Consider the following 21614-nt stretch of genomic DNA (forward strand, 5'->3'; position numbering starts at 1 on the left):
AGAGGGCTTGTTTGTGAATGCAAGAAAGCGATAAAAAGATGCTTTCTTGCACTCTAGAAAAACAAGTTTTATTGAGGAATTGTAATAATAGCTATTTTTGAAAATCGGTAACTAGCATATTATTTAACTATTTTTTGGTGCTTATTTAATATAATATGCAACTATATTTTTTATTAATATCTATATATAAAAGCGTTTACATTCATTCCTGCTCCAACCGATGCAAATAAAAGAATATCTCCTTTGCTTATAGTTTGATCTTTTATTTCGTTTCTAATTAATAAATCGAAAAGTGTAGGTACTGTAGCAACGCTGCTGTTTCCTAATTCATGAATACTCATTGGCATTATGTCCTTAGGAACTGGTTTGCCATGTAACTTATAAAAACGATGAATGATTGCTTCGTCCATCTTTTCATTAGCTTGGTGAATCAGAATTTTTTTGACGTCATCAATACCTAATCCACTTTTTTCTAAACAATTTTTCATTGCCGCTGGAACAGTATTTAAGGCAAACTCGTAAATTTTACGACCGTGCATTTTTATGTATCTCGTGTCGGGATCTAATTCTGGATTGTAGGATTTTCCAAAATATAAAAAATTTGCTTCATCCATTGCGTAAGTTCCGCTTTCGTAAGAAAGTAGTCCGGATTCATCATCTGAAGCTTCTATTATTGATGCTCCCGCACCATCCGAATAAATCATAGAATCTCTATCATGATCATCAACAACTCTTGATAATGTTTCAGAACCTATTACTAAACAACGTTTAGCCATACCAGATTTTATAAATGCATTAGCTTGAAGTACACCTTCAATCCATCCTGGACATCCAAAAAGAATATCGTAAGCCACACATTTTGGATTTTTTATTTGTAGTTTATGTTTAACTCGTGTTGCTAAACTAGGGATCATATCAGATTGAATAGCTCCTTTTTTTACATCACCAAAATTGTGTGCAAATATGATATAATCAATCGTTTCTGGATCTATTTTTGCATTTTCAATTGCTTTTTGAGAAGCGAAAAAGGCTAAATCAGAAGAACTGTAATGGTCCTCCGCGTAACGTCTTTTCTCTATTCCGGTAATTCCTTTGAATTTATTAATTACAACGTCATTAGGATAGCCAAATGCAGTTCCGTCTTCGTTTAAAAACAAATGATTACTAAAATCTGCATTACTAATTTTTTTCTCAGGGATGTAACTTCCTATTCCGGTTATTTTTATTTTCATTGCTTTTATTTCCAAAATTTATGCTAATTTAAACATAAAAAAATTATTACTATCACAATATTTACTATGCGTGCATATAATTGTTAAATTGTAAGTTTTAAGCTAAAATATTAAATATTTTGTTATAAATTACTAATAATAGTGTGATTTTATTAGGGTAATTGTTTTAAGTCCAAAAAAACAATTTGAGTTTAATTTTTGCTATTTTTTTAAATATTGAAAGATTCAAATTTCTTCAAATAACTGTTTTTTTTAAATTAGAATTTGAATTAATTGTAAAAAAAATGTCCCGATTTCTCGAGACATTTTATGATTTATTTTAGCTTTCCATGTAGGCTTCAATTGGAGCGCATGAACAGTTTAAATTTCTATCGCCATAAGCTTCATCAACTCGACGAACAGTAGGCCAGAATTTATTTTCAGAAATATAATCTAGTGGAAATGCTGCTTCTTCACGACTGTATGGGAAATTCCAATTATCAGTCGTTACCATTGCTAAAGTATGTGGAGAATTTTTCAACACATTATTGGAATTGTCTAGTGTAGCTTCTTCAATTTCTTTTCTGATAGCGATCATTGCGTCACAAAAACGATCTAATTCTTCTAAGTTTTCACTTTCTGTAGGTTCGATCATTAAAGTTCCTGCAACAGGGAACGAAACAGTTGGAGCGTGGAAACCGTAATCCATCAATCGTTTTGCGATATCAGTTACTTCAATTCCTTTTTCTTTAAACGGACGACATTCTAAAATCATCTCATGTGCGGCACGACCCATTTCACCAGAGTATAAAGTGTCATAATGACCGTTTAATTTCTCCTTAATATAGTTAGCGTTTAATATTGCATATTCTGTTGATTGTTTCAAACCTTCAGCGCCCAACATACAGATATATCCGTAAGAAATCAAACAAACTAATGCTGAACCCCAAGGTGCAGCCGAAATAGCTGTAATTGCATTTTCGCCACCAGTTGGTATTACTGGATTTGTAGGTAAAAACGGCACTAATTGTTGAGCAACACATATTGGACCAACACCTGGACCTCCACCACCGTGAGGAATAGCGAATGTTTTGTGTAGGTTTAAGTGGCAAACGTCTGCGCCAATAGTTGCTGGATTTGTTAATCCAACTTGTGCATTCATATTTGCACCATCCATGTATACTTGACCACCATTATCGTGAATTAATTGGGTGATTTCTTTAATAGCACTTTCAAAAACTCCATGGGTAGATGGGTAAGTAACCATCAAACAAGAAAGATTGTCTTTGTGTAAAATTGCTTTTGCACGTAAATCTTCTACGTCGATATTCCCGTTTTCTAATGTTTTTGTAACCACTACTTTCATTCCTGCCATCGCTGCAGAAGCTGGATTAGTTCCGTGAGCTGATGATGGAATCAAAGCAATATTTCTGTGATGATCTCCTCTTGATTGGTGATACGCACGGATAACCATAAGTCCTGCATATTCTCCTTGAGCACCAGAATTAGGTTGTAATGTAGTTCCAGCAAAACCTGTAATTACATTTAATTGTTGCTCTAATTTAGCAAGCATTTCTTGGTATCCTTGAGCTTGATCTAAAGGTGCAAATGGGTGAATGTTGTTCCATTGTGCATTACTTAAAGGTAACATTTCTGATGCAGCATTCAATTTCATAGTACAAGATCCCAAAGAAATCATAGAATGATTCAACGCTAAATCTTTACGCTCTAACATTTTGATGTAACGCATTAAAGCGGTTTCAGAATGGTGTTTTGTAAAAACATCATGCTCTAAGAACGTTGAAGTTCTTTCGATGCTTTCTGGAAAATGATTGGTTTGAGATAAACTTTCAATTTTTATTGCCTGAGTCCCTTTTGCGGAAGCGAAAATAGTAACAATTTTATTCAAATCAGCAATACTTGTGGTTTCATTCAATGAGATTGAAATCGTATTTTCATCAATATAATAAAAGTTTACTTCGTTTTGAACTGCAATTTCTTTTACTTTTTGAGCATCAGCTTTTACTACAATTGTATCAAAGAAGGCTGTGTTTGTTTGCTCAAAACCTATTTTTTCTAATGTGTTTGCCAATGTCACTGCAGAAGCATGTACTTTGCTAGCAATATATTTTAATCCTTTTGGTCCATGATAAACGGCATACATTCCTGCCATTACAGATAATAAAACCTGGGCCGTACAAATATTTGAAGTCGCTTTATCACGTTTGATGTGTTGTTCACGTGTTTGTAATGCCATACGAAGCGCACGATTTCCGTTGGTATCAATAGTTACACCAATGATTCTTCCGGGCATGCTTCGTTTGTATTCATCTTTAGTAGCAAAGTAAGCTGCGTGCGGTCCTCCGTATCCTAACGGAATTCCGAAACGTTGTGTAGTTCCTAAAACAACTGCTGCTCCCATTTCGCCTGGAGGAGTTAATTTAGCTAAACTTAAAATATCAGCTGCAACGGCTACTTTAATTTCGTTTTCGGCCGCTTTAGCGATGAAATCTGCATAGTCGTATACTTGGCCAAATTTTCCTGGATATTGTAGAATTGCTCCAAAAAATTCTGAAGAAAAATCAAATTTTTGGTGATCTCCAACAACTAATTCTACACCAATAGGAGTAGAACGGGTTTGCAAAACCGATAATGTTTGTGGTAGAATAGCATCAGAAACGAAGAACTTACATACGTTGGCTTTCTTTTGATCGCGAGTTCGTACATCAAATAATAATGCCATTGCTTCAGCTGCTGCAGTTGCTTCATCAAGAAGAGAAGCATTAGCAATTTCCATTCCTGTTAATTCGATAACCATTGTTTGGAAATTTAGAATTGCTTCTAAACGACCTTGCGCAATTTCTGCTTGATATGGTGTGTAAGCCGTGTACCATCCTGGATTTTCAAAAACATTTCTTTGAATAACAGCAGGGATAATAGCGGCGTTGTATCCTAAACCGATATACGATTGGAACATTTTATTTTTATTCCCTAATTGAGTGATATGATTTGCAAACTCATATTCGGTCATAGCAGGTTCAAGGTCTAGATCAGATTTTAAACGGATATCACTTGGAATAGTTTCCTGGATCAATTGATCTAGCGATTCTGCTCCAATTGTTTTAAGCATGTGTTCTAAATCATTGTCTCTTGGACCGATGTGTCTTAATGCAAAAGCGTCTGTTTTCATTATATATAAAATGGGTTGTGTGTTTCTTGTTTTTACAAGCGGTAAAATTAAATATTAATATGCGATAATTTGTCTTTTTTGAGTTGATTTTCTGTGAATTTTTCAACTAAAACACGTTCTTATTAACACTTTGATTAATTTTGTCTAATGAAGATTTTTAAACTTGTATTAGATTTTTATATTAATAGTAGTATTCACGTGGCTTTATCGTGTTATGCACTAGTAAAAATGACCCAACACATGTTCCACATACCTTACGAAGAGCCAGTTGCAAACTTTGCTTTTTTTGGGACTGTGGTAGGTTATAATTTTGTAAAATATGATGCATTGGCTCGGAGCAAGAAAAATAATATACGCAAAGAACTTAAAATGATTATTTTACTCAGTATTATTTCGCTTGTGTTTGTTGCGTATTATTTTTTTCAACTGCAAAGAATTACTCAAATTATAGCCATTACTTTTTTAAGTGTCACTTTATTGTACACGCTTCCTTTTTTTCCAAATCGTAAAAATGCTCGAAATTGGGCTGGGGTCAAAATTTATATTGTGTCACTGTGTTGGGTAGGAGTAACACTTGCATTGCCAATAGTAAATGCGGAAATAGATATTACAGCTGATTTTTTTCTTAAATGCCTACAAAGATTTATCTTGATTTTTGTTTTAATTTTGGTTTTTGAAATTCTTGATCTTGCCAAAGATGATCCACATTTACAAACGGTTCCGCAACAAATTGGGGTCAAAAAAACTAAAATTTTAGGATGGGTTTTAATGGTTGTGTTTTATTTTTTAGAATTATTTAAAAGTAACTTTGATCAAAAGCAATTAGTTGTAAATTTTGTTTTAGTGGTTTTGCTTTCTCTTTTTTTGCTATTTGCGAGTCATAAAAAGTCTAAATATTACACTTCTTTTTGGGTCGAAGCAGTTCCAATTTTTTGGTGGTTAATGGTTGTTTTTATTTAGACAGTTAAGGATAAGCAATTCAAAATTAATCATTGATTAAAACTCAACAATATTTCTATTTACAGATGCTCTGTTATTTCTTTCAAAAACTTATTTCTTTCCTCAATAAGGTTTATTAAATGCTTCTTCAAAATAAAAAAATCAAATAGTCTACCAAAAAAACCAAAAGGAACTTCATAAGTAATTATATCTTCCATTAACGTTACTCCGTTTTTTTCTTTAAATAGGTGTTCGTGTTTAAAGGAATTGAATTTTCCTTCTTCCATTTCATCCACAAAATAGTCGTAAAGTTTCATTTGAGTTATTCTGCTTTTATGAGTTAAATAAAATCCGAAATGTTTGCCTCTCCAAGTTACTGTTTCTTTATAATTTATCAAACCTGATTGTACACCATCAATGGCAGTTTCATTTGTAAGCCTTACAGATTTTTTATGAACATCAATGTTTCTTGACAGATCAAAAACAATTGACTTTAATCCGTTTATTTCGGTTTTTAAAAATATTTTGGTCATCTAAACTAAGTCTTTTAATGCTTTTTCTAAGGTGTCAAAGTCAAATTGGAATCCATTTTCTTGCAATCGTTTTGGAATCACATTTCTACTCTTTAACACTAATTCTGATTCGGTTCTGATAAATACTGCGCCAAGTTTTAATAATGATTCACTTATTGGAATCCCAAAAGGAGCACCAATAACTTTGCGTAGTACTGACATAAAATCTTTATTGGCGATGGGTTTTGGTGAAACAATATTAACAACGCCAATCATTTCTTTTTCAACTATAAAATCAATCGCTCTCGCAAAATCTATTTCGTGTATCCAACTGATAAACTGATTTCCTTTTCCTTGTTTTCCTCCAAAACCAATTTTTGCTAACATTTTTATAGGCAGTAAAGCACCTCCATTTTTTCCTAAAACGATAGAAGTTCGTAAAGCAGTTTTAAGAGTTTTTGGCGTTTCCGATTTAAAAAATGCTTTTTCCCACGATTGCGCTACGTTCATAGAGAAATCATTTCCTATTTCGCCATCTACTTCATCCATTTGTTTATCTAAAGAAAAACGATATATGGTTGAGGTTGATGAATTCAGCCAATGTTTAGGTGGATTTTTACAATCTAAAACAGCTTGATTCAAAATTTTAGTGCTTTCGATTCGGGATAACAGAATTTCTCTCTGATTTTCTTTTGTATAGCGACAATCAACAGATTTTCCGGCAAGATTAATTAAAACAGTTGTGTTTTCTAATTCGGTTTCCCAACCTGAAAATGTTTTTGCATCCCAATTAACATATTTTAATCCGTCACTATTTCTGGATTTTCCTCTAGTTAAAATAACGATCTCTTCAAATTTATTTTTAAAGTGATTGATTAAGCTTTGGCCTAAAAAACCAGTTCCTGCTGCGATGATAAGTTTATTCATGATTTTTAAAAATTCAAAATTAGTAATAAAATGATAATTCTATAAATAACCCATGTTACACAAAGATAAGTTGGAAGTTGCAGTATTTTAATTCTTCTAAAATGCTCGATGAACATGATCAAAGCTGTGAGTGAAAACCAGATTAAAAGCACTGTTTGTGGCATAGTATAAATACTTTGCACTAATAATGTAGGCAACAGCAATAGGGAACCCATTAAGGAAATAGTCATTAAATTTCCGGCATAATTTACAATTGTTTCTTTTTTTAACTTCAAGATAAATATACTTTGAAAAAATAGTTGTCCTAAAGCAATCAGCAATTCTCTAAATGTATTTGCTTTTGGTAAACTCGTAAAGAGAGCAGAATAATTATATAAAACAATTGTTGTAACTAGCGTTGCGAAACCAATAAATAAAAATCGGTATTTATAATTGAAGTCTGGTACGCATTGTAATGGTTGTTTTTCTTTTTTTTTACTGGGAATAATGACCTTGCGATTATAGGATATAAAAGAATAAAGTTTTTTTAAAAGGTATTTAAAGGGTTTTATGTTTCCAATTTTTTCGATCCAAGGAAAAGAAAATCCAATCACTTTTAGCAAACTATCGATTCCGTAAACTACAGTTTTATTTTTATTGTCAATTAATGCTATTTCATTTGACGCCCGTTTTACATCTACAAAAACTTGCTCTTCCTCGCTCATTTGATTATAAGATTTGCGACCGTTTTGGTCTAGCATCTCTACTTTGATGAAAGCACTCGTGTACACTTGACACAAAGGGCAATCAATATCATAGAGTAAGGTTTGGTTTTCTAGCGTTTTCATGAGTTATGGTTTTTTTGTTTTCGACAGTCACAGCTGATCCTTTTGCTAAAAATACAGAAGATGGTTTTGCATTTTGTAAAACGGAAAAGTCAGTTCCGTAATTCCTGGTAAAGTCAACATCAAGCTCTAAATTTTTAACTTCTAATTGTTCCCATCTGGGATGTCTAACTTCATATTCAAAAGTTTTTTGGTTGTTGTATTTCGTATAACCAAAATAATGTTCCGTTATAAATTCAGCTTCTGAGTCGATTTCAATTGCTTTGTATTCTTTGTCAGTTTGTAATTGAATTGTATTCCATTTTTTATCTACTAACCATTCATAGCTAAAGGTTTTACTAAATTCATTTTCAGTATTGCAATGTCTCATTTGCTGAGTTTCATAATGTTCATGATACAAAGTATTTGCTATGATTGTGATTGCTTTTTTTGGAACAATTTCTTTTATAAAAACCACGCCACGTTTCCAGTTTCCATTTTCAAAACGTTTTACATAAAACCGAAGATTGACTTCTTCAAAATTAATGTGTAAAGGAAATTTAATCCCTAATACTTTGGTTTCTTTAAACATAAAAGCAACCAAACTAGCGTAACATTTTCCGTTATGAAAATCTAATTCTGTTCCTAACGGAATATATTTTTCTAGTATTTCAGCATCAATTTCATAATTGATTAAAGCTAAATTTTCCCATTTTGCACTTAAGAAACTCATGATTGTTGTTTTGTATAAATTAGTACTGAAAAATAAATAGCAAGGATTGGTGGCACAGGAATTAAAATAAAGTAGAGGATATCGCTTTTTAGAATATTTAAGTTAAAAGTAAATGTCAAAAAAAACAGTACTACTAAGGAAATATATACTTGTAGCAATTTATCCTTTGGTTGATCAAGTAGCAATGAAATTCCAGTAATAATTTGGAATACACCGGTAAGGATTAAAAATAATATACCAAATCCGATGAATGCTCCTAAACTTTTTGCGAATAAAGTTCCTGTTAGGATTAGTAGTATTGGCGTTCCTACAAAAAAGTAATTGAGATAGTTTAAGTTTTTCATGATTATATTTATTTTTAAAGTTTCAGAAAATATTGAAACATTTTATTAAATTTTTTTTCTATTTCATAAATTTGACAACTAATTTGGTCAGCCAATTGTCTTTGTATTCTGTGATTTTGTCAAGCACATTATCTGCTTTTAATACAAAGTCATATAGTTTTGTTGTTTGATCTATAAAGTGTTTTTCTTCTATAGAATCAGAAGCTTTAATAGAGGAAACTTCCTTTAAGATTTTAAGCGCAGGCTTAATTTCTCTCTTGCTTCTTTCTCTTGCAATTTTAACGGCTAATTCGTCTAAATCTTTTTCGGCAGTAAAAAACTCTCTTCTTTCTCCTGCTTTGTATTCTTTATACACAATTCCCCAATCCATTAGAGCTCTCAAATTCATACTGGCATTTCCTCTAGAAATTTGCAATTCTTCCATTACATCTTCCATAGAAACCGCTTCGCTTGACACCATTAATAGTGCATGAATCTGAGCCATGGTTTTGTTAATTCCCCATTGCGAACCTAATGCTCCCCAGGTTTGTACAAATTTATTTTTTGCTTCTTTAAATTCCATAGTACAAATGTATATAAAAGTTTTTAAACTTTCAAAAATAAATGAAAGTTTATATTAAAAATAAAACCGAATTAGTGCTACCTCGGTTTTATATGATTTGAAATCTAGAGTAATCCTGCGCGTTTCAATAAAGCATCCGGTTTTGGTTCTTGTCCTCTAAATCGTTTGTATAATTCCATTGGTGGTTCTGTTCCGCCTTTAGAAAGTACATTTTCTTTAAATTTAGTGGCTACTTCTTTATTGAAAATTCCTTTTTCTTGAAAATATTCAAAAGCGTCAGCATCTAATACTTCAGCCCATTTGTAGCTATAATAGCCAGAAGAATAACCGCCTTGAAAAATGTGCGAAAAAGCAGTACTCATAGCATTCTCTGCTACTTCAGGATACAATTGTGTTGCTGCAAATTGTTCCGTTTCAAAAGCTTTTACATCGGTAATAGAAGAAGGATCTTGACCATGCCAACCCATATCTAATAATCCAAAACTCAACTGACGCATCGTAGCTAATCCTTCTTGGAAACTGGCACTTTCTTTAATCTTGTTTACATATTCTTGTGGAATCACTTCGCCAGTTTCATAATGTGTTGCAAACAAAGCCAAAGCTTCAGGCTCGTAACACCAGTTTTCCATTACTTGGCTTGGCAATTCTACAAAGTCCCAATAAACTGAAGTTCCTGATAAACTTGGATAAATCGTGTTGGCTAACATGCCATGTAATCCATGTCCGAATTCATGAAATAAAGTCGTTACTTCATTAAAGGTTAAAAGTGATGGTTTAGTTTCCGTCGGTTTAGTGAAATTACAAACATTTGAAATGTGCGGTCTTTCATTTTGCCCATTTTTTACATATTGTGATTTGAATGAAGTCATCCAAGCACCGTTACGTTTCCCTTTTCTAGGAAAAAAATCAGCGTAAAAAATAGCTACTAAATCCTTTTTTTCGTCTGTGACTTCATAAGTCATTACTTCGGGATGGTATTTGTCAATGTCAAATACTTCCGTAAAAGTCAATCCGTATAATTTTTTAGCAATTGTAAAAGCTCCGTTTAATACTTTTTCTAACTGAAAATAAGGTTTTAATTTTTCATCGTCTAAGTTAAAAAGTTGCTGTTTTAATTTTTCAGCATAATAACCGCCATCCCATTTTTCTAGTTGCTCAATTCCGTCTAATTTTTTGGCAAAAGCCGATAATTGTTCAAATTCTTTTAAAGCTGCCGGTTTTGCTTTTGATAATAAATCATTCGAAAAGGAAAGTACTTTTTCAGGACTTTGTGCCATTCTTTCTTCTAAAACAAAATGTGCATGGGTAGCATATCCTAATAATTGTGCTCTTTCAAAACGTAATTTGGCGATTTTCAAAACGATTGCTTGATTGTCAAATTCGTTATTCTGAAATCCTCGTGCGCCAAAAGCAATTGCTAGTTTTTTGCGCAATTCGCGATTATCCGCATAAGTCATAAACGGAACATAACTTGGATGGTCAAGAGTAAAAATCCAACCTTCTTTATCTTGTGCTTTCGCCAAAGAGCGAGCCGCTTCTATAGTGCCTTCGGGTAAACCTGCTAAATCTTTTTCATCAGTCAAGTGCATTTCGAAAGCATTGGTTTCAGCCAAAATATTTTCGCCAAAATGCAAACTCAGTTTCGATAATTCCTTGTCGATTTCGCGCAAAGTACTTTTCTTATCCTCTGGCAAATTAGCGCCATTTCTAGAAAAGCTTTTGTATTTTTTATCTAAAAGAGTACTTTGTTCAGGCGTCAATTTTAAGGCGTCTTTTGAATCATAAACTGATTTTACTTTGGCAAATAAGGCTGGATTTAAAGTAATGTCATTTCCAAACTCAGATAACAATGGCGAAACTTCTTGGGCGATTTTTTGCATTTCGTCATTCGTTTCTGCTGAATTTAAGTTAAAGAATATACTAGAAGCTCTGTCTAGAATATCACCTGCATAATCCATTGCTTCAATCGTGTTTTCGAAAGTCGGTGCTTCAGGATTATTTACGATAGCCTCAATTTCAGCTTTCGCTAAAGAGACTCCTTCTTGAATAGCGGGTAAATAATCTTCATTTTTTATTTGGGAAAAAGGAGCAGTATTGTGTTTAGTTGAAAAGTATTTCGTTAATATGTTCATTTTTATATGTAATTAATTCTATTAATTGGAATTGATTTTTATGTTTTACAAAGATAGCGATTTATAAAAAAAAACTAATCTTAAAAAGAGTGGATTATATTGATATTGCAGTTCTCAGTTGATGTTATAGTTATGTTATTTATTTTCTAGGCAACTTTAAAAGGTGTAAATTGGGAAAAGATTAATTAACGAGTTTACTTAATCAAAATAATTTTAAAATATAAGTATGAATTATCAAGTTATAATAAAGCGTATTGATACGGTAAATGAAGTGGAAGGATATTGGTCAGATCAAGATTTGATTCAATTGTTAGATAAATTTAATTATCCTGATGGTGCAACTGCAGAGAAAAAAAACTTGCCTGAATTGTTAGAAATGGCTATTTCTGATTACGAACCTAATGAAGCGGCTGAAATAGTATTGGCATATAAATTCTCTGAGGAATTAAACGAAGGGCAAATACAGCAAATTGCACATAATATGCTAATTGATAAAGTGTGTGAGGAATATCCTGAAATCCACATGCAAGGAAGATTATTCCATACGAATCAATTGTTGTTTAAGGCATACAACGGTAAGTTTCCAAATGCTAAAGCTTCAGTAGTTCATTTCTCGATGCAACCCGAACAAAATGAGGTAACAAAAGTCTTAACCAAAGAAAATGTACTTAAATTACTCAATAATGGTTTGTCTAATCGAAATTTAATCAAGCGATTGTTTGACGATCAAATGACTCAGAACATACCTTTTCCAGAAGCAGAAGGGATTATTTGGGAATTGAACACGACTGACAATTTAAATTATACTTTAGTAACATCTGAAAATTGGATAAACAATGAAGATCTGATTAGTTCAGAATTCGAAAGTGTATTAGAGGAAGTTATAGAAGAAGTTTAGCTCCTTGAAATTATAAAATAAAAAAGGCTTCCTGTTATTGGAAGCCTTTTCTGTATATAAAATGATTGTCCTACATTTCACAAATAAAATGAGGAAGATAGTTATGGTTTTATTTAATCAAACTTTCGGAAGCTTTGATAACGGCTTCTTTTAACTCTAATTTGTATGCAATAATTCGGTCTAAAACTTTAGCATTGTTGCTTCCAATAATTTGAGCGGCTAATATTCCGGCATTTTTAGCACCATTCAGCGCTACAGTCGCTACGGGAACACCACCTGGCATTTGTAGGATTGACAAAACAGAATCCCAACCGTCAATAGAATTACTAGATTTTACAGGAACACCAATTACAGGAAGTGGCGACATTGAAGCAACCATTCCTGGCAAATGCGCAGCGCCTCCAGCTCCAGCTACAATTACTGAAATGCCACGTTTGTGCGCATTTTGACTAAAATCAAATAATTTTTCTGGTGTTCTGTGTGCCGATACAATATCAACTTCTACTTCGATTTCAAATGATTTTAATATATCGATTGCTTCTTGCATTACGGGCATGTCTGAGATACTGCCCATTATTACGGCTACTTTCATTTTATTTTTTATTTTTTGTACAAAAATTTCAGAAATCAAATCTGTAAAATTTTTGACTGTTTATTTTTGACTAATCACTTTTATTGTATTCTTTACATCTTCTGCAATTCTTCGGGCTTCTACAATATCAGCATTTACAATAGTAACGTGACCCATTTTTCTAAAAGGACGCGTTTGTTTTTTTCCGTATATATGAGGTGTAACTCCGTTCCAACTCATTATTTTTTCGATGTTTTCATAAACTACATTTCCAGAATGTCCCTCTGCACCAACTAGATTCACCATAATTCCTGCCACTTTACTGTCTGTATTTCCCAAAGGTAAATCTAAAATAGCCCGTAAATGGTTTTCAAATTGAGACGTAAAACTGGCTTCGATAGAATAATGTCCAGAATTGTGTGGGCGAGGAGCAACTTCATTCACGATAATTTCGTCCTCTTCTGTTTGAAACATTTCCACAGCTAGTAATCCAACATGATTGAATTTTTCCGAAACATGTAGCGCAATGGCTCTTGCTTTATCAGCTACTTTTGTATCAATTCGAGCCGGACAAATTACGTATTCTACTTGATTGGCTTCTGGATGAAACTCCATTTCAACTACCGGATATGTTTTTATTTCACCTGACGGGGAACGACAAACAATAACTGCTAATTCATTTTTAAAAGGAATCATTTCTTCGGCAATGCATTCTACATTGGCTAAATTGTCTAAGTCAGCTATATCCCGAATAACTTTTACACCGTTTCCGTCGTAGCCAAATTCAGTGCATTTCCATACAAAGGGTAATGTTATTTGAGATTCTAAGATGGCTAAGATTAAGCTTTTTATGTCTTTAAATCGCTTATAACTTGCTGTCGGTATTTGGTGTTGAGTATAAAAATCCTTTTGAACTCCTTTGTTCTGAATTAATTGTAATGTTTTTGGAGAAGGATATACTTTTAATCCCTCTTCTTCTAGTTTTATTAAAGCTTCAAGATTAACTAATTCAATTTCGAAAGTCAAAACATCGACTAGTTTACCAAAATTGTAAACTGTTTGAAAATCCATTAAATCACCTTGAATAAAAGTGTCACAAGCAATTTTGCAGGGCGCTTCGTCGCTTGGATCAAGAATGTAAGTTTGTATGTCAAATTTTCGAGTGTCAAACAAAAGCATTTTACCCAGTTGTCCGCCCCCAAGAATTCCTAATTTGAAATCAGAAGAAAAATAATTCATTGTGTAGTTGTATGTTTGAGCAAAGATACTTTATAATGATTGAATCCAAAAATGCTATTTAATTTTCTTCAAAATTTCTCTAGCAACTGCCCTGTATGCCGATGAGTTTTTAGGATAGTCATCAATAAGGATCCGCTTTAAATCAACAAGAATAGAATGGTTTTTCGTGCTAAGAGCATATAAACTCCTTATAGCATACGCTTTTGTTGCTGTTTTTGTAGTGTCGTTAATAATCCAGTCCAGACAATTTTCAGTAATTTTTTGTTCTTGAAAAGGAGTTAGTATGCCGTTTTGAGACAAAAACATACTTATTTTTGAGATTGAACGCATAGCACTTTGATTAGTGTATTTAGACATGCTATTGCAAAATACATCAAGGTGTTTTTCTAGTAAAAAAAGGTCTTTTTCTAGTACCAGCTCTAAAATCCAGCAAGCTTTGTGGTGATTTTTGTCACCAACATGCAAAGCTATTTCAAACAAGTCAGGAAGTAAATAGATATTTGCTAAAATATGTTCTGCATTTTCGTCTCTGCTGGCTCTATGTGCGGTGCTATTGGCTATTTTTGTATAAAGTTCACTATTCATAAATGACTAAAAAGCAAGTTATTTTCAAATGTACGGTATTCTTATGGTTTTAAATCTGAATTCTCAATTCAGAAATTGCTATATTTGCCCATTATTTTAAACATTAAAAAATGATACAACTTCACGATAAACAATTTGTTCCGTTTATTTCTGCGCAAGAAATTGAGTTTGCCTTGGTTAAAATGGTTGCTCAAATAGAAGATGATTTTATAGATGAAACGCCAGTTTTTGTAGGGGTATTAAATGGTTCTTTTATGGTGGTTTCTGATTTTATGAAACTGTACAAAAAACCATGTGAAGTCTCATTTATAAAAATGGCATCTTATGAAGGAACCGCTACTACAAACGATGTAAAACAGCTGATTGGTTTGAACCAAGATTTAACAGGACGCAGCGTTATTGTTATTGAAGACATCGTAGATACGGGAAACACATTAGTGGAGCTGAAAGAATTGTTTAAAAAACAAAATGTAAAACATTTTAAAATAGCAACACTTTTCTTTAAGCCAGAAGCGTATACCAAGGACATAAAAATAGATTATGTTGGGATTAGAATTCCTAATAAATTTATCGTCGGATATGGCTTAGATTACGATGGCTTAGGAAGAAACTTACCAGAAGTATATAAACTAAAAGAATAACCATACAACCACAACATGACTAATATTGTTTTATTTGGAAAACCAGGAGCTGGTAAAGGAACTCAAGCTGAGTTTTTGAAAGAAAAATATAAATTAACGCACATATCAACTGGCGATGTATTCCGTTTTAATTTAAAAAACGATACAGAATTAGGCAAACAAGCAAGAGTGTACATGGATGCCGGAGATTTAGTTCCGGATGAACTAACTACAAAAATGCTGATTGATGAGGTCAATAAACATTTGGATACAAACGGAATTTTATTTGACGGTTACCCAAGAACTATTGCTCAAGCAGAAGCTTTAGATGTATTTTTAACTTCATTAGGTTCAAAAGTTGCTGCAACAGTTGCACTCGAAGCTGATGATGAGGTTTTAGTGCAGCGTTTGTTAGAAAGAGGAAAAACAAGTGGTAGAATTGATGATCAAGATGAAGAAAAAATCAGAAATCGCTACCAAGAATATAATGAAAAGACAGCTCCTTTAATGAGTTATTATCAAGCTCAAGGAAAGTTTCACGCTGTAAATGGAATAGGTTCTATTGCTGAAATTACAGATAGAGTAAGTAAGGTAATCGATAATTTATAGAAGCTTTGTCCAGCTTTACGTTGCAAGTCCTCACTTATAAAACGTGTTTTCTAAGCCATAAAAGGAGCTTCCTGTGGTCGCTCTTATATGTCAAGAAAATTACTTTTTATAAATTCCGGGCTTTGCACTGCTATCTGGGCTAAAATAAGGAATAATTAAAAACTCGATTTTTAAAAACGAAAAATCGAATGAGAATAACTAAACGAATCAAAATAATAACTTGGAAATAGTAATAATATTTTTTCTGATACTGCTAAATGGGGTTTTCTCCATGTCCGAAATCGCCTTGATTTCAGCACGAAAAAATAGATTAGAAACTGCAGCAAAAAAAGGAAACAAAAGCGCAAAAATAGCTTTAGACTTGGCAAATTCGCCAAACAAATTTTTGTCGACTGTACAGATTGGAATTACCCTAATCGGAATTCTTACCGGTATTTATAGTGGTGACAAAATAACAAAAGACGTTGAGATTTTTATACAAGGATTTGAAGTCTTAAAACCGTATGCGCATCCAGTTGCTGTTGGTCTTGTTGTAGTAATACTGACTTTTTTCTCTCTAGTTTTAGGGGAATTGTTGCCTAAGAGAATAGGTTTAAATCATCCAGAAGCAATTGCAAAAGCGGTGGCGCTGCCAATGAAAATAGTTTCTATCGTAACGGCTCCTTTTATTTGGTTATTAACACATTCTACAGATTTTTTGTTAGATATATTGCAAATAAAACCTACTGCTGACGGAAAAGTCACAGAGGAAGAAATCAAAGCAATTATCAAAGAAGGTACCGAAGGTGGTGAAGTACAAGAAATTGAACAAGATATTGTAGAGCGCGTTTTTCATATTGGCGACCGAAAAATAAACTCTTTGATGACCCATAGAAAATCGGTTATGTTTTTGCCTTTAAATTCAAATAAAGAGGAAGTTAAAGAGTATATGCTAAAAGAATTGCACTCCATTTATCCCGTTTATAATGGCAATTATGATGATATAGTAGGGGTAGTGAATTTAAAAAATATTTTTGCTCATTTTGAAAATGAAAATTTCAACTTAGCAGATATAATGACAGAGGCTCCTTTTATGATGGAGCAAACAACCGCTTATGTTGCTTTAGAAAATTTTAAAAAATCAGGGATTCATTACGCATTTGTATCAGATGAATATGGTGTTTTTCAGGGCATAATTACCCTAAATGATATTCTAGAAGCATTGGTAGGTGATGCTGCTGAGTTTTATAAAGATGATTTTCAGTTAATAGAAAGAGAAGATGGAACTTGGTTAGTAGATGGGCATTATTCATTACATGATTTCTTGACTTATTTTGAATTGGATGAATTAATTAATGATTATGAAGTCACGACGGTAAGCGGATTAATAATGACTGAATTGTCTCGTATTCCTAAACAAGGCGAAAAGCTGGTTTGGCAAAAGTTTGAGTTGGAAGTAATTGATATGGATGGTGTAAAGATTGACAAAGTAATGGTCAAAGCATTACAAATGTAATAATAGTTTTATAGCGATTAAAAGCTCAGAATGAGTTTTATAGGTATAGTTGAAAATTGAATAGTAGAAAAAATGACAGAGGGGAATTTTGTAGATTACGTAAAAATATTTGTTTCTTCCGGAAAAGGGGGTAAAGGATCAACGCATTTGCATAGAGAAAAATTTATTGAAAAAGGTGGGCCGGATGGTGGTGATGGTGGTCGTGGTGGTCACGTTTATTTAGTTGGTAATAAAGGACTTTGGACCTTATTTCACCTAAAATTTGCAAGACATATTAAAGCAGGTAATGGCGGAGATGGTAGTGGTGATAGAAGTACGGGTGCTGATGGAGATGACAAGTATATCGAGGTACCATTAGGTACTGTTGTAAAAGATAAAGAAACAGGAGAAATCCTATTTGAAATAACAGATGATGGTGAGAAACAAGTTCTTTCTCGCGGAGGTAAAGGTGGTTTAGGGAACTGGCACTTTAGAAGTTCAACCAATCAAACGCCAAGATATTCTCAGCCCGGTTTGCCTGGAATAGAAATGGATGTTATTTTAGAGCTTAAAGTATTAGCAGATGTAGGTTTAGTAGGTTTTCCTAATGCTGGAAAATCAACTTTATTATCTGTTTTAACTTCTGCTAAACCAAAAATTGCAGATTATCCTTTTACTACTTTAAAACCTAATTTAGGAATTGTAGCTTATCGGGATTTTCAATCTTTTGTAATTGCGGATATTCCTGGAATTATTGAAGGAGCCGCTGAGGGTAAAGGATTAGGTCATTACTTCTTAAGACATATCGAAAGAAATTCAACTTTGCTTTTTCTTGTTCCTGTGGATACTCCAGACATCAAAGGAGAATATGATATTCTTGTGAATGAGTTAACAAAATACAATCCAGAGATGTTAGATAAGGAACGTATGGTTGTAATTTCTAAATGTGACATGCTCGATGAAGAGTTGAAAGCAGAATTAAAAGCAGAATTAGATGTTTCTTTCAAAGGTGTTCCCTATATGTTTATTTCGTCTATAGCCCAACAAGGTTTGACCGAATTAAAAGACAAATTATGGAAAATGTTGAATGAATAATTGCTAAATTTTCATAATAAGGTGCTCTAGAAATAGAGTGCCTTTTTTTATGTAAAATTATTAAATTCATAAAATTATATTAAAATAACATCTGATACTAATGTTTGTTTGGCAAAGAGAGGTCGAGATTGCGAAAATGATTTATATTCGCACAACAAAAAAATAGTTACATTATGAAAAAAATAATTTTATTCTTTACCATGTGTCTCGTGGCTTTTCCAGCAAAAGCAGATGAAGGAATGTGGTTTTTGATGTTTATCGAAAGATTGAACCATAGAGATATGGAAAAATTGGGTTTACAGCTTACTGCTGAAGAAATTTACAGTATCAATAATCATAGTTTGAAAGATGCTGTAGTACAATTTAATGGTGGTTGTACTGCCGAAATGGTTTCAAAAGAAGGATTAGTTTTAACGAATCACCACTGTGGATATGATGCAATTGCTGAACTATCTTCTGAAGAGCAAAATTATCTAAAAAATGGTTTTTGGGCAAAAGATAAAAGTGCTGAAATGAAACCAAAGTCTTTATTCGTACGTTTCTTTGTTCGTATGGATGATGTTTCCAAAAGAATTTTATCTAAAGTAAATGATAAAATGACAGAAGCAGAAAGAAATAAAGCGATTCAGCAAGAAATGGCTTTAATCGAAAAAGAAAATAGTGATGGAGGAAAATATACCGTTTCTGTTCGTCCTTTCTTTCAAGGAAATGAATATTACTATTTTGTTTATCAAGATTACAAAGATGTTCGTCTAGTTGGAACACCACCAGAAAGTTTAGGTAAATTTGGTGGAGACACTGATAACTGGGAGTGGCCAAGACACACAGCTGATTTCTCTATGTTTAGAGTGTACGCTGATGCTAATGGAAATCCAGCAGAATATTCTAAAAATAATGTGCCATTACAACCTAAACATTATTTACCAGTAAGTATCAAAGGGGTGCAAGAAAATGATTTTGCTATGATTTTAGGTTATCCAGGACGTACCAACCGTTGGATGCCTGCAGGAGGAATTGAGCAAAACGTAAAATTTGCTTATCCAGCATGGGTTGAAGGCGCCAAAACCGGAATGGACAGAATGAAGGTTTACATGGATAAGGATGAAACTGTTAAATTAGAATATGCATCTAAATATGCTTCGACAGCCAATTACTGGAAAAATCGTCAAGGAATGATTGATGCTTTGACTAAAGCGGGTACAGCTGTTACCAAATCTAAAGAAGAAGCTAAATTTAATGCTTGGGCTAATAAAAAAGCAAATAAAGAGAAATATGGTACTGTGATCGCTACCATTAATAATTATTACGCTCAAACAAATTTAAAATCAAGCCATGATAATTACTTAAGTCAATTAATGAGAACAGCTGCATACGGAGCTGCTCCTGCTAATTTAGGTAATGCTTTGATTTCTTATTATAAGGAAAACGACGCAAAGAAGACTGAAATGCTTCCAAAATTAAATCAGTTTATTGAAAACGTTTATGGTAATTTTTATGCTCCTTTAGAAAAAGATGTATTTGCAGCACAATTGAATTTATATACATCAAAAGGTGCTGCTTACGGACTTCCTGAGGGTATTGCCAAATTAAGTCAAGACAATAAAGGTGATTTTACTACTTATGTGAATAACGCTGTGGCCAAAAGTATTTTTGCTACTAAAGAAAGTGTTTTGGCTTTTATGAAAGATCCAAGACCAGAAAATATCACAAATGATCCATTATATGTTGTTTCAAATGAGTTATCATTAAAAATGAGAGCTAAAACTCCTGAGCAATTAAAAGCAGATGATGATTTCGCAATTGCATTCCGTAATTTAGTTGAAGGCTTACGTGAATCTAAAATGAATTCAATAAAATATCCGGACGCTAACTCTACTTTGAGATTAACTTACGGAAAAGTGCGTGCTTTGCCTGCAGACAAACGCAATGATGCTACTGTGAACAATTATACTACAATGACTGGAATGGTTAAAAAGTATAAAGCAGGAGACCAAGAATTTGATTTGCCAGCTCGATTATTAGAGTTGAATGCGGCTAAAGATTTTGGACAATATGCTGATAAAGCTGGATATATGCCAGTAAACTTTTTGACTGATAATGATATTACGGGAGGAAATTCAGGTTCACCGGTATTAAACGGTAAAGGGGAATTAGTAGGTATTGCTTTTGATGGAAATATCGAAGCTATGGCTGGTGATGTAATCTTTGATGCAAAATTACAAAGAACTATTAGTGTTGATATTCGTTATGTACTTTGGATAATAGATAAATATGCTGGAGCAAAGCATATTATCGATGAAATGACAATAGTAAAATAAATTTAGTCTAAAATAATAAAAGCCTCTTACCTTGTGTTTAAATCAAGTTAAGAGGCTTTTTTAATATAAAACCTTTTGTGTGTAAAATACATTTCAATTATTAATTTCGTTATTTTTGAACAATGAAACATATATTTTTTTTATTGATACCCTTTCTGATGTGGTCACAATCTAACTTTGAAAAAGCAGAAAAATTTTTTCAGGAGGAAAAATTTGAGCAAGCACAAGCACTTTTTGAGTTGTACCTGAAATCTAATTCGGCAGATTTAAAAACAATAGAATATTTAGGAGATATTGCAGGTCAAAACAAATCATGGGATAAAGCAATAGCATACTATAAAAGATTAAAAGAGTTAAAACCATTAGAAGCCAATTATTATTATAAATATGGAGGTGCTTTAGGAATGAAAGCTAAAGATTCTAATAAGTTTAAAGCCTTAGGAATGATTGATGAAGTCAAAGAGTCTTTTGAGAAAGCAATCAGTTTAAATCCCAAACATATTGAGTCAAGATGGGCTTTGATCGAATTGTATATTCAGTTACCCGGAATTGTTGGCGGAAGTGAATCAAAAGCAATCAAATATTCAAACGAATTAATGCAACTGTCAACCGTAGATGGTTATTTGTCAAGAGGACACATAGATGAATTTTTTAAAAGATATGAATTAGCAGAAAAACAATACAAAAAAGCGATTGAACTTACAGGTTCTAAAGTAAGTTATTATAAATTAGCTAATCTCTATAAAAATAAAATGAAACAACCAGATAAGGCAAAATCTGTTTTAGAAGTCTATAATAAAAAAAATTCGAGATAGTTATCACTTCTCTTAATAATAAAATTTAAATCAAAAA

General features: G+C 32.7%; 20 protein-coding genes. 8 read left to right on the forward strand and 12 right to left on the reverse strand.

All coding sequences use genetic code 11. The annotated features are described in order from the left end of the window. Nucleotides 1-173: 173 nt before the first annotated feature. Together J3S90_RS06405 and gcvP are read right to left on the reverse strand one after the other, a co-directional pair. On the reverse strand, nt 174-1232 hold the full coding sequence (locus tag J3S90_RS06405; protein WP_210645539.1) for a 3-oxoacyl-ACP synthase III family protein: 1059 nt from the start codon (nt 1230-1232) through the stop codon (nt 174-176). A 319-nt stretch (nt 1233-1551) separates the two neighbouring features. Continuing rightward, nucleotides 1552-4401 carry an aminomethyl-transferring glycine dehydrogenase gene (gene gcvP, locus J3S90_RS06410; protein ID WP_210645540.1) on the reverse strand — a complete coding sequence of 950 codons (2850 nt, stop codon included), beginning with the start codon at nt 4399-4401 and terminating at the stop codon, nt 1552-1554. 147 nt (nt 4402-4548) lie between these two features. On the opposite strand from gcvP, the gene J3S90_RS06415 reads away from it, so the two are divergent. Continuing rightward, nucleotides 4549-5361, forward strand: a complete 813-nt coding sequence (locus J3S90_RS06415; RefSeq protein WP_210645541.1) for a UbiA prenyltransferase family protein — start codon at nt 4549-4551, stop codon at nt 5359-5361. Nucleotides 5362-5420: 59 nt separating this feature from the next. Here J3S90_RS06415 and J3S90_RS06420 read toward each other — a convergent pair whose 3' ends face one another. The 7 genes from J3S90_RS06420 to J3S90_RS06450 form a co-directional block, all read right to left on the reverse strand. Next, the gene (locus J3S90_RS06420) at nt 5421-5873 is read right to left on the reverse strand and encodes an SRPBCC family protein (protein ID WP_210645542.1); all 453 of its coding nucleotides are present in this window, start codon (nt 5871-5873) and stop codon (nt 5421-5423) included. Next, the gene (locus tag J3S90_RS06425; protein WP_210645543.1) at nt 5874-6779 is read right to left on the reverse strand and encodes a TIGR01777 family oxidoreductase; all 906 of its coding nucleotides are present in this window, start codon (nt 6777-6779) and stop codon (nt 5874-5876) included. 5 nt (nt 6780-6784) lie between these two features. After that, entirely contained in the window at nt 6785-7606 is an 822-nt protein-coding gene (locus J3S90_RS06430; protein ID WP_210645544.1) for a thiol-disulfide oxidoreductase DCC family protein, read from the reverse strand. Further along, a complete protein-coding gene (locus J3S90_RS06435) occupies nt 7572-8315 on the reverse strand; it encodes a YqjF family protein (protein WP_210645545.1) in 744 nt (247 codons plus the stop codon). The genes J3S90_RS06430 and J3S90_RS06435 overlap by 35 nt, the downstream gene beginning before the upstream one ends. Then, complete coding sequence (locus tag J3S90_RS06440; RefSeq protein ID WP_210645546.1) at nt 8312-8659, reverse strand: hypothetical protein; 348 nt, start codon at nt 8657-8659, stop codon at nt 8312-8314. Before J3S90_RS06440 ends, J3S90_RS06435 begins: the two co-directional genes overlap by 4 nt. A gap of 58 nt (nt 8660-8717) precedes the next feature. Further along, nucleotides 8718-9221, reverse strand: a complete 504-nt coding sequence (locus J3S90_RS06445) for a GbsR/MarR family transcriptional regulator (RefSeq protein ID WP_188049933.1) — start codon at nt 9219-9221, stop codon at nt 8718-8720. A 104-nt stretch (nt 9222-9325) separates the two neighbouring features. After that, entirely contained in the window at nt 9326-11353 is a 2028-nt protein-coding gene (locus J3S90_RS06450; RefSeq protein ID WP_210645547.1) for a M3 family metallopeptidase, read from the reverse strand. 226 nt (nt 11354-11579) lie between these two features. Here J3S90_RS06450 and J3S90_RS06455 point away from each other — a divergent pair, with 226 nt between their 5' ends. Then, nucleotides 11580-12251 (forward strand): hypothetical protein, encoded by a 672-nt coding sequence (locus tag J3S90_RS06455; RefSeq protein WP_210645548.1) that lies wholly within the window; start codon nt 11580-11582, stop codon nt 12249-12251. Nucleotides 12252-12360: 109 nt separating this feature from the next. Here the strand turns inward: J3S90_RS06455 and purE are convergent, their stop codons facing one another. Genes purE through J3S90_RS06470 form a run of 3 tightly spaced genes read right to left on the reverse strand, consistent with a single transcriptional unit; the run spans nt 12361 to nt 14646 of the window. Further along, nucleotides 12361-12843, reverse strand: a complete 483-nt coding sequence (purE, locus tag J3S90_RS06460) for a 5-(carboxyamino)imidazole ribonucleotide mutase (protein ID WP_210645549.1) — start codon at nt 12841-12843, stop codon at nt 12361-12363. Between the two features lie 60 nt (nt 12844-12903). Continuing rightward, the gene (locus J3S90_RS06465; protein ID WP_210645550.1) at nt 12904-14061 is read right to left on the reverse strand and encodes a 5-(carboxyamino)imidazole ribonucleotide synthase; all 1158 of its coding nucleotides are present in this window, start codon (nt 14059-14061) and stop codon (nt 12904-12906) included. A 54-nt stretch (nt 14062-14115) separates the two neighbouring features. Next, a complete protein-coding gene (locus tag J3S90_RS06470) occupies nt 14116-14646 on the reverse strand; it encodes a hypothetical protein (protein WP_210645551.1) in 531 nt (176 codons plus the stop codon). A 110-nt stretch (nt 14647-14756) separates the two neighbouring features. Here J3S90_RS06470 and hpt point away from each other — a divergent pair, with 110 nt between their 5' ends. The 6 genes from hpt (at nt 14757) to J3S90_RS06500 (ending at nt 21577) form a co-directional block, all read left to right on the forward strand. Next, entirely contained in the window at nt 14757-15287 is a 531-nt protein-coding gene (gene hpt / locus J3S90_RS06475; RefSeq protein WP_188049942.1) for a hypoxanthine phosphoribosyltransferase, read from the forward strand. A gap of 15 nt (nt 15288-15302) precedes the next feature. Beyond that, the gene (locus J3S90_RS06480) at nt 15303-15875 is read left to right on the forward strand and encodes an adenylate kinase (RefSeq protein WP_188049943.1); all 573 of its coding nucleotides are present in this window, start codon (nt 15303-15305) and stop codon (nt 15873-15875) included. Nucleotides 15876-16095: 220 nt separating this feature from the next. After that, entirely contained in the window at nt 16096-17370 is a 1275-nt protein-coding gene (locus J3S90_RS06485; protein WP_188049944.1) for a hemolysin family protein, read from the forward strand. 72 nt (nt 17371-17442) lie between these two features. Then, entirely contained in the window at nt 17443-18444 is a 1002-nt protein-coding gene (gene obgE / locus J3S90_RS06490; RefSeq protein WP_188049945.1) for a GTPase ObgE, read from the forward strand. Nucleotides 18445-18617: 173 nt separating this feature from the next. Beyond that, entirely contained in the window at nt 18618-20762 is a 2145-nt protein-coding gene (locus J3S90_RS06495) for a S46 family peptidase (RefSeq protein WP_210645552.1), read from the forward strand. Nucleotides 20763-20884: 122 nt separating this feature from the next. After that, nucleotides 20885-21577 (forward strand): tetratricopeptide repeat protein, encoded by a 693-nt coding sequence (locus tag J3S90_RS06500; RefSeq protein ID WP_210645553.1) that lies wholly within the window; start codon nt 20885-20887, stop codon nt 21575-21577. Nucleotides 21578-21614 lie beyond the last annotated feature (37 nt).

Origin of the sequence: Flavobacterium flabelliforme (assembly GCF_017948675.1) — a bacterium.
GTDB lineage: Bacteria > Bacteroidota > Bacteroidia > Flavobacteriales > Flavobacteriaceae > Flavobacterium > Flavobacterium pygoscelis.

Bases quoted from the DNA above. Each gene is read 5' to 3' on its own strand.
- J3S90_RS06470 (WP_210645551.1), bottom strand. From the start codon at position 14,646: ATGAATAGTGAACTTTATACAAAAATAGCCAATAGCACCGCACATAGA.
- J3S90_RS06495 (WP_210645552.1), top strand. From the start codon at position 18,618: ATGAAAAAAATAATTTTATTCTTTACCATGTGTCTCGTGGCTTTTCCA.
- J3S90_RS06455 (WP_210645548.1), top strand. From the start codon at position 11,580: ATGAATTATCAAGTTATAATAAAGCGTATTGATACGGTAAATGAAGTG.
- obgE (WP_188049945.1), top strand. From the start codon at position 17,443: ATGACAGAGGGGAATTTTGTAGATTACGTAAAAATATTTGTTTCTTCC.
- hpt (WP_188049942.1), top strand. From the start codon at position 14,757: ATGATACAACTTCACGATAAACAATTTGTTCCGTTTATTTCTGCGCAA.
- J3S90_RS06445 (WP_188049933.1), bottom strand. From the start codon at position 9,221: ATGGAATTTAAAGAAGCAAAAAATAAATTTGTACAAACCTGGGGAGCA.
- J3S90_RS06450 (WP_210645547.1), bottom strand. From the start codon at position 11,353: ATGAACATATTAACGAAATACTTTTCAACTAAACACAATACTGCTCCT.
- J3S90_RS06480 (WP_188049943.1), top strand. From the start codon at position 15,303: ATGACTAATATTGTTTTATTTGGAAAACCAGGAGCTGGTAAAGGAACT.
- J3S90_RS06425 (WP_210645543.1), bottom strand. From the start codon at position 6,779: ATGAATAAACTTATCATCGCAGCAGGAACTGGTTTTTTAGGCCAAAGC.
- J3S90_RS06440 (WP_210645546.1), bottom strand. From the start codon at position 8,659: ATGAAAAACTTAAACTATCTCAATTACTTTTTTGTAGGAACGCCAATA.
- gcvP (WP_210645540.1), bottom strand. From the start codon at position 4,401: ATGAAAACAGACGCTTTTGCATTAAGACACATCGGTCCAAGAGACAAT.
- J3S90_RS06435 (WP_210645545.1), bottom strand. From the start codon at position 8,315: ATGAGTTTCTTAAGTGCAAAATGGGAAAATTTAGCTTTAATCAATTAT.
- J3S90_RS06420 (WP_210645542.1), bottom strand. From the start codon at position 5,873: ATGACCAAAATATTTTTAAAAACCGAAATAAACGGATTAAAGTCAATT.
- J3S90_RS06465 (WP_210645550.1), bottom strand. From the start codon at position 14,061: ATGAATTATTTTTCTTCTGATTTCAAATTAGGAATTCTTGGGGGCGGA.
- J3S90_RS06415 (WP_210645541.1), top strand. From the start codon at position 4,549: ATGAAGATTTTTAAACTTGTATTAGATTTTTATATTAATAGTAGTATT.
- purE (WP_210645549.1), bottom strand. From the start codon at position 12,843: ATGAAAGTAGCCGTAATAATGGGCAGTATCTCAGACATGCCCGTAATG.
- J3S90_RS06405 (WP_210645539.1), bottom strand. From the start codon at position 1,232: ATGAAAATAAAAATAACCGGAATAGGAAGTTACATCCCTGAGAAAAAA.
- J3S90_RS06500 (WP_210645553.1), top strand. From the start codon at position 20,885: ATGAAACATATATTTTTTTTATTGATACCCTTTCTGATGTGGTCACAA.
- J3S90_RS06430 (WP_210645544.1), bottom strand. From the start codon at position 7,606: ATGAAAACGCTAGAAAACCAAACCTTACTCTATGATATTGATTGCCCT.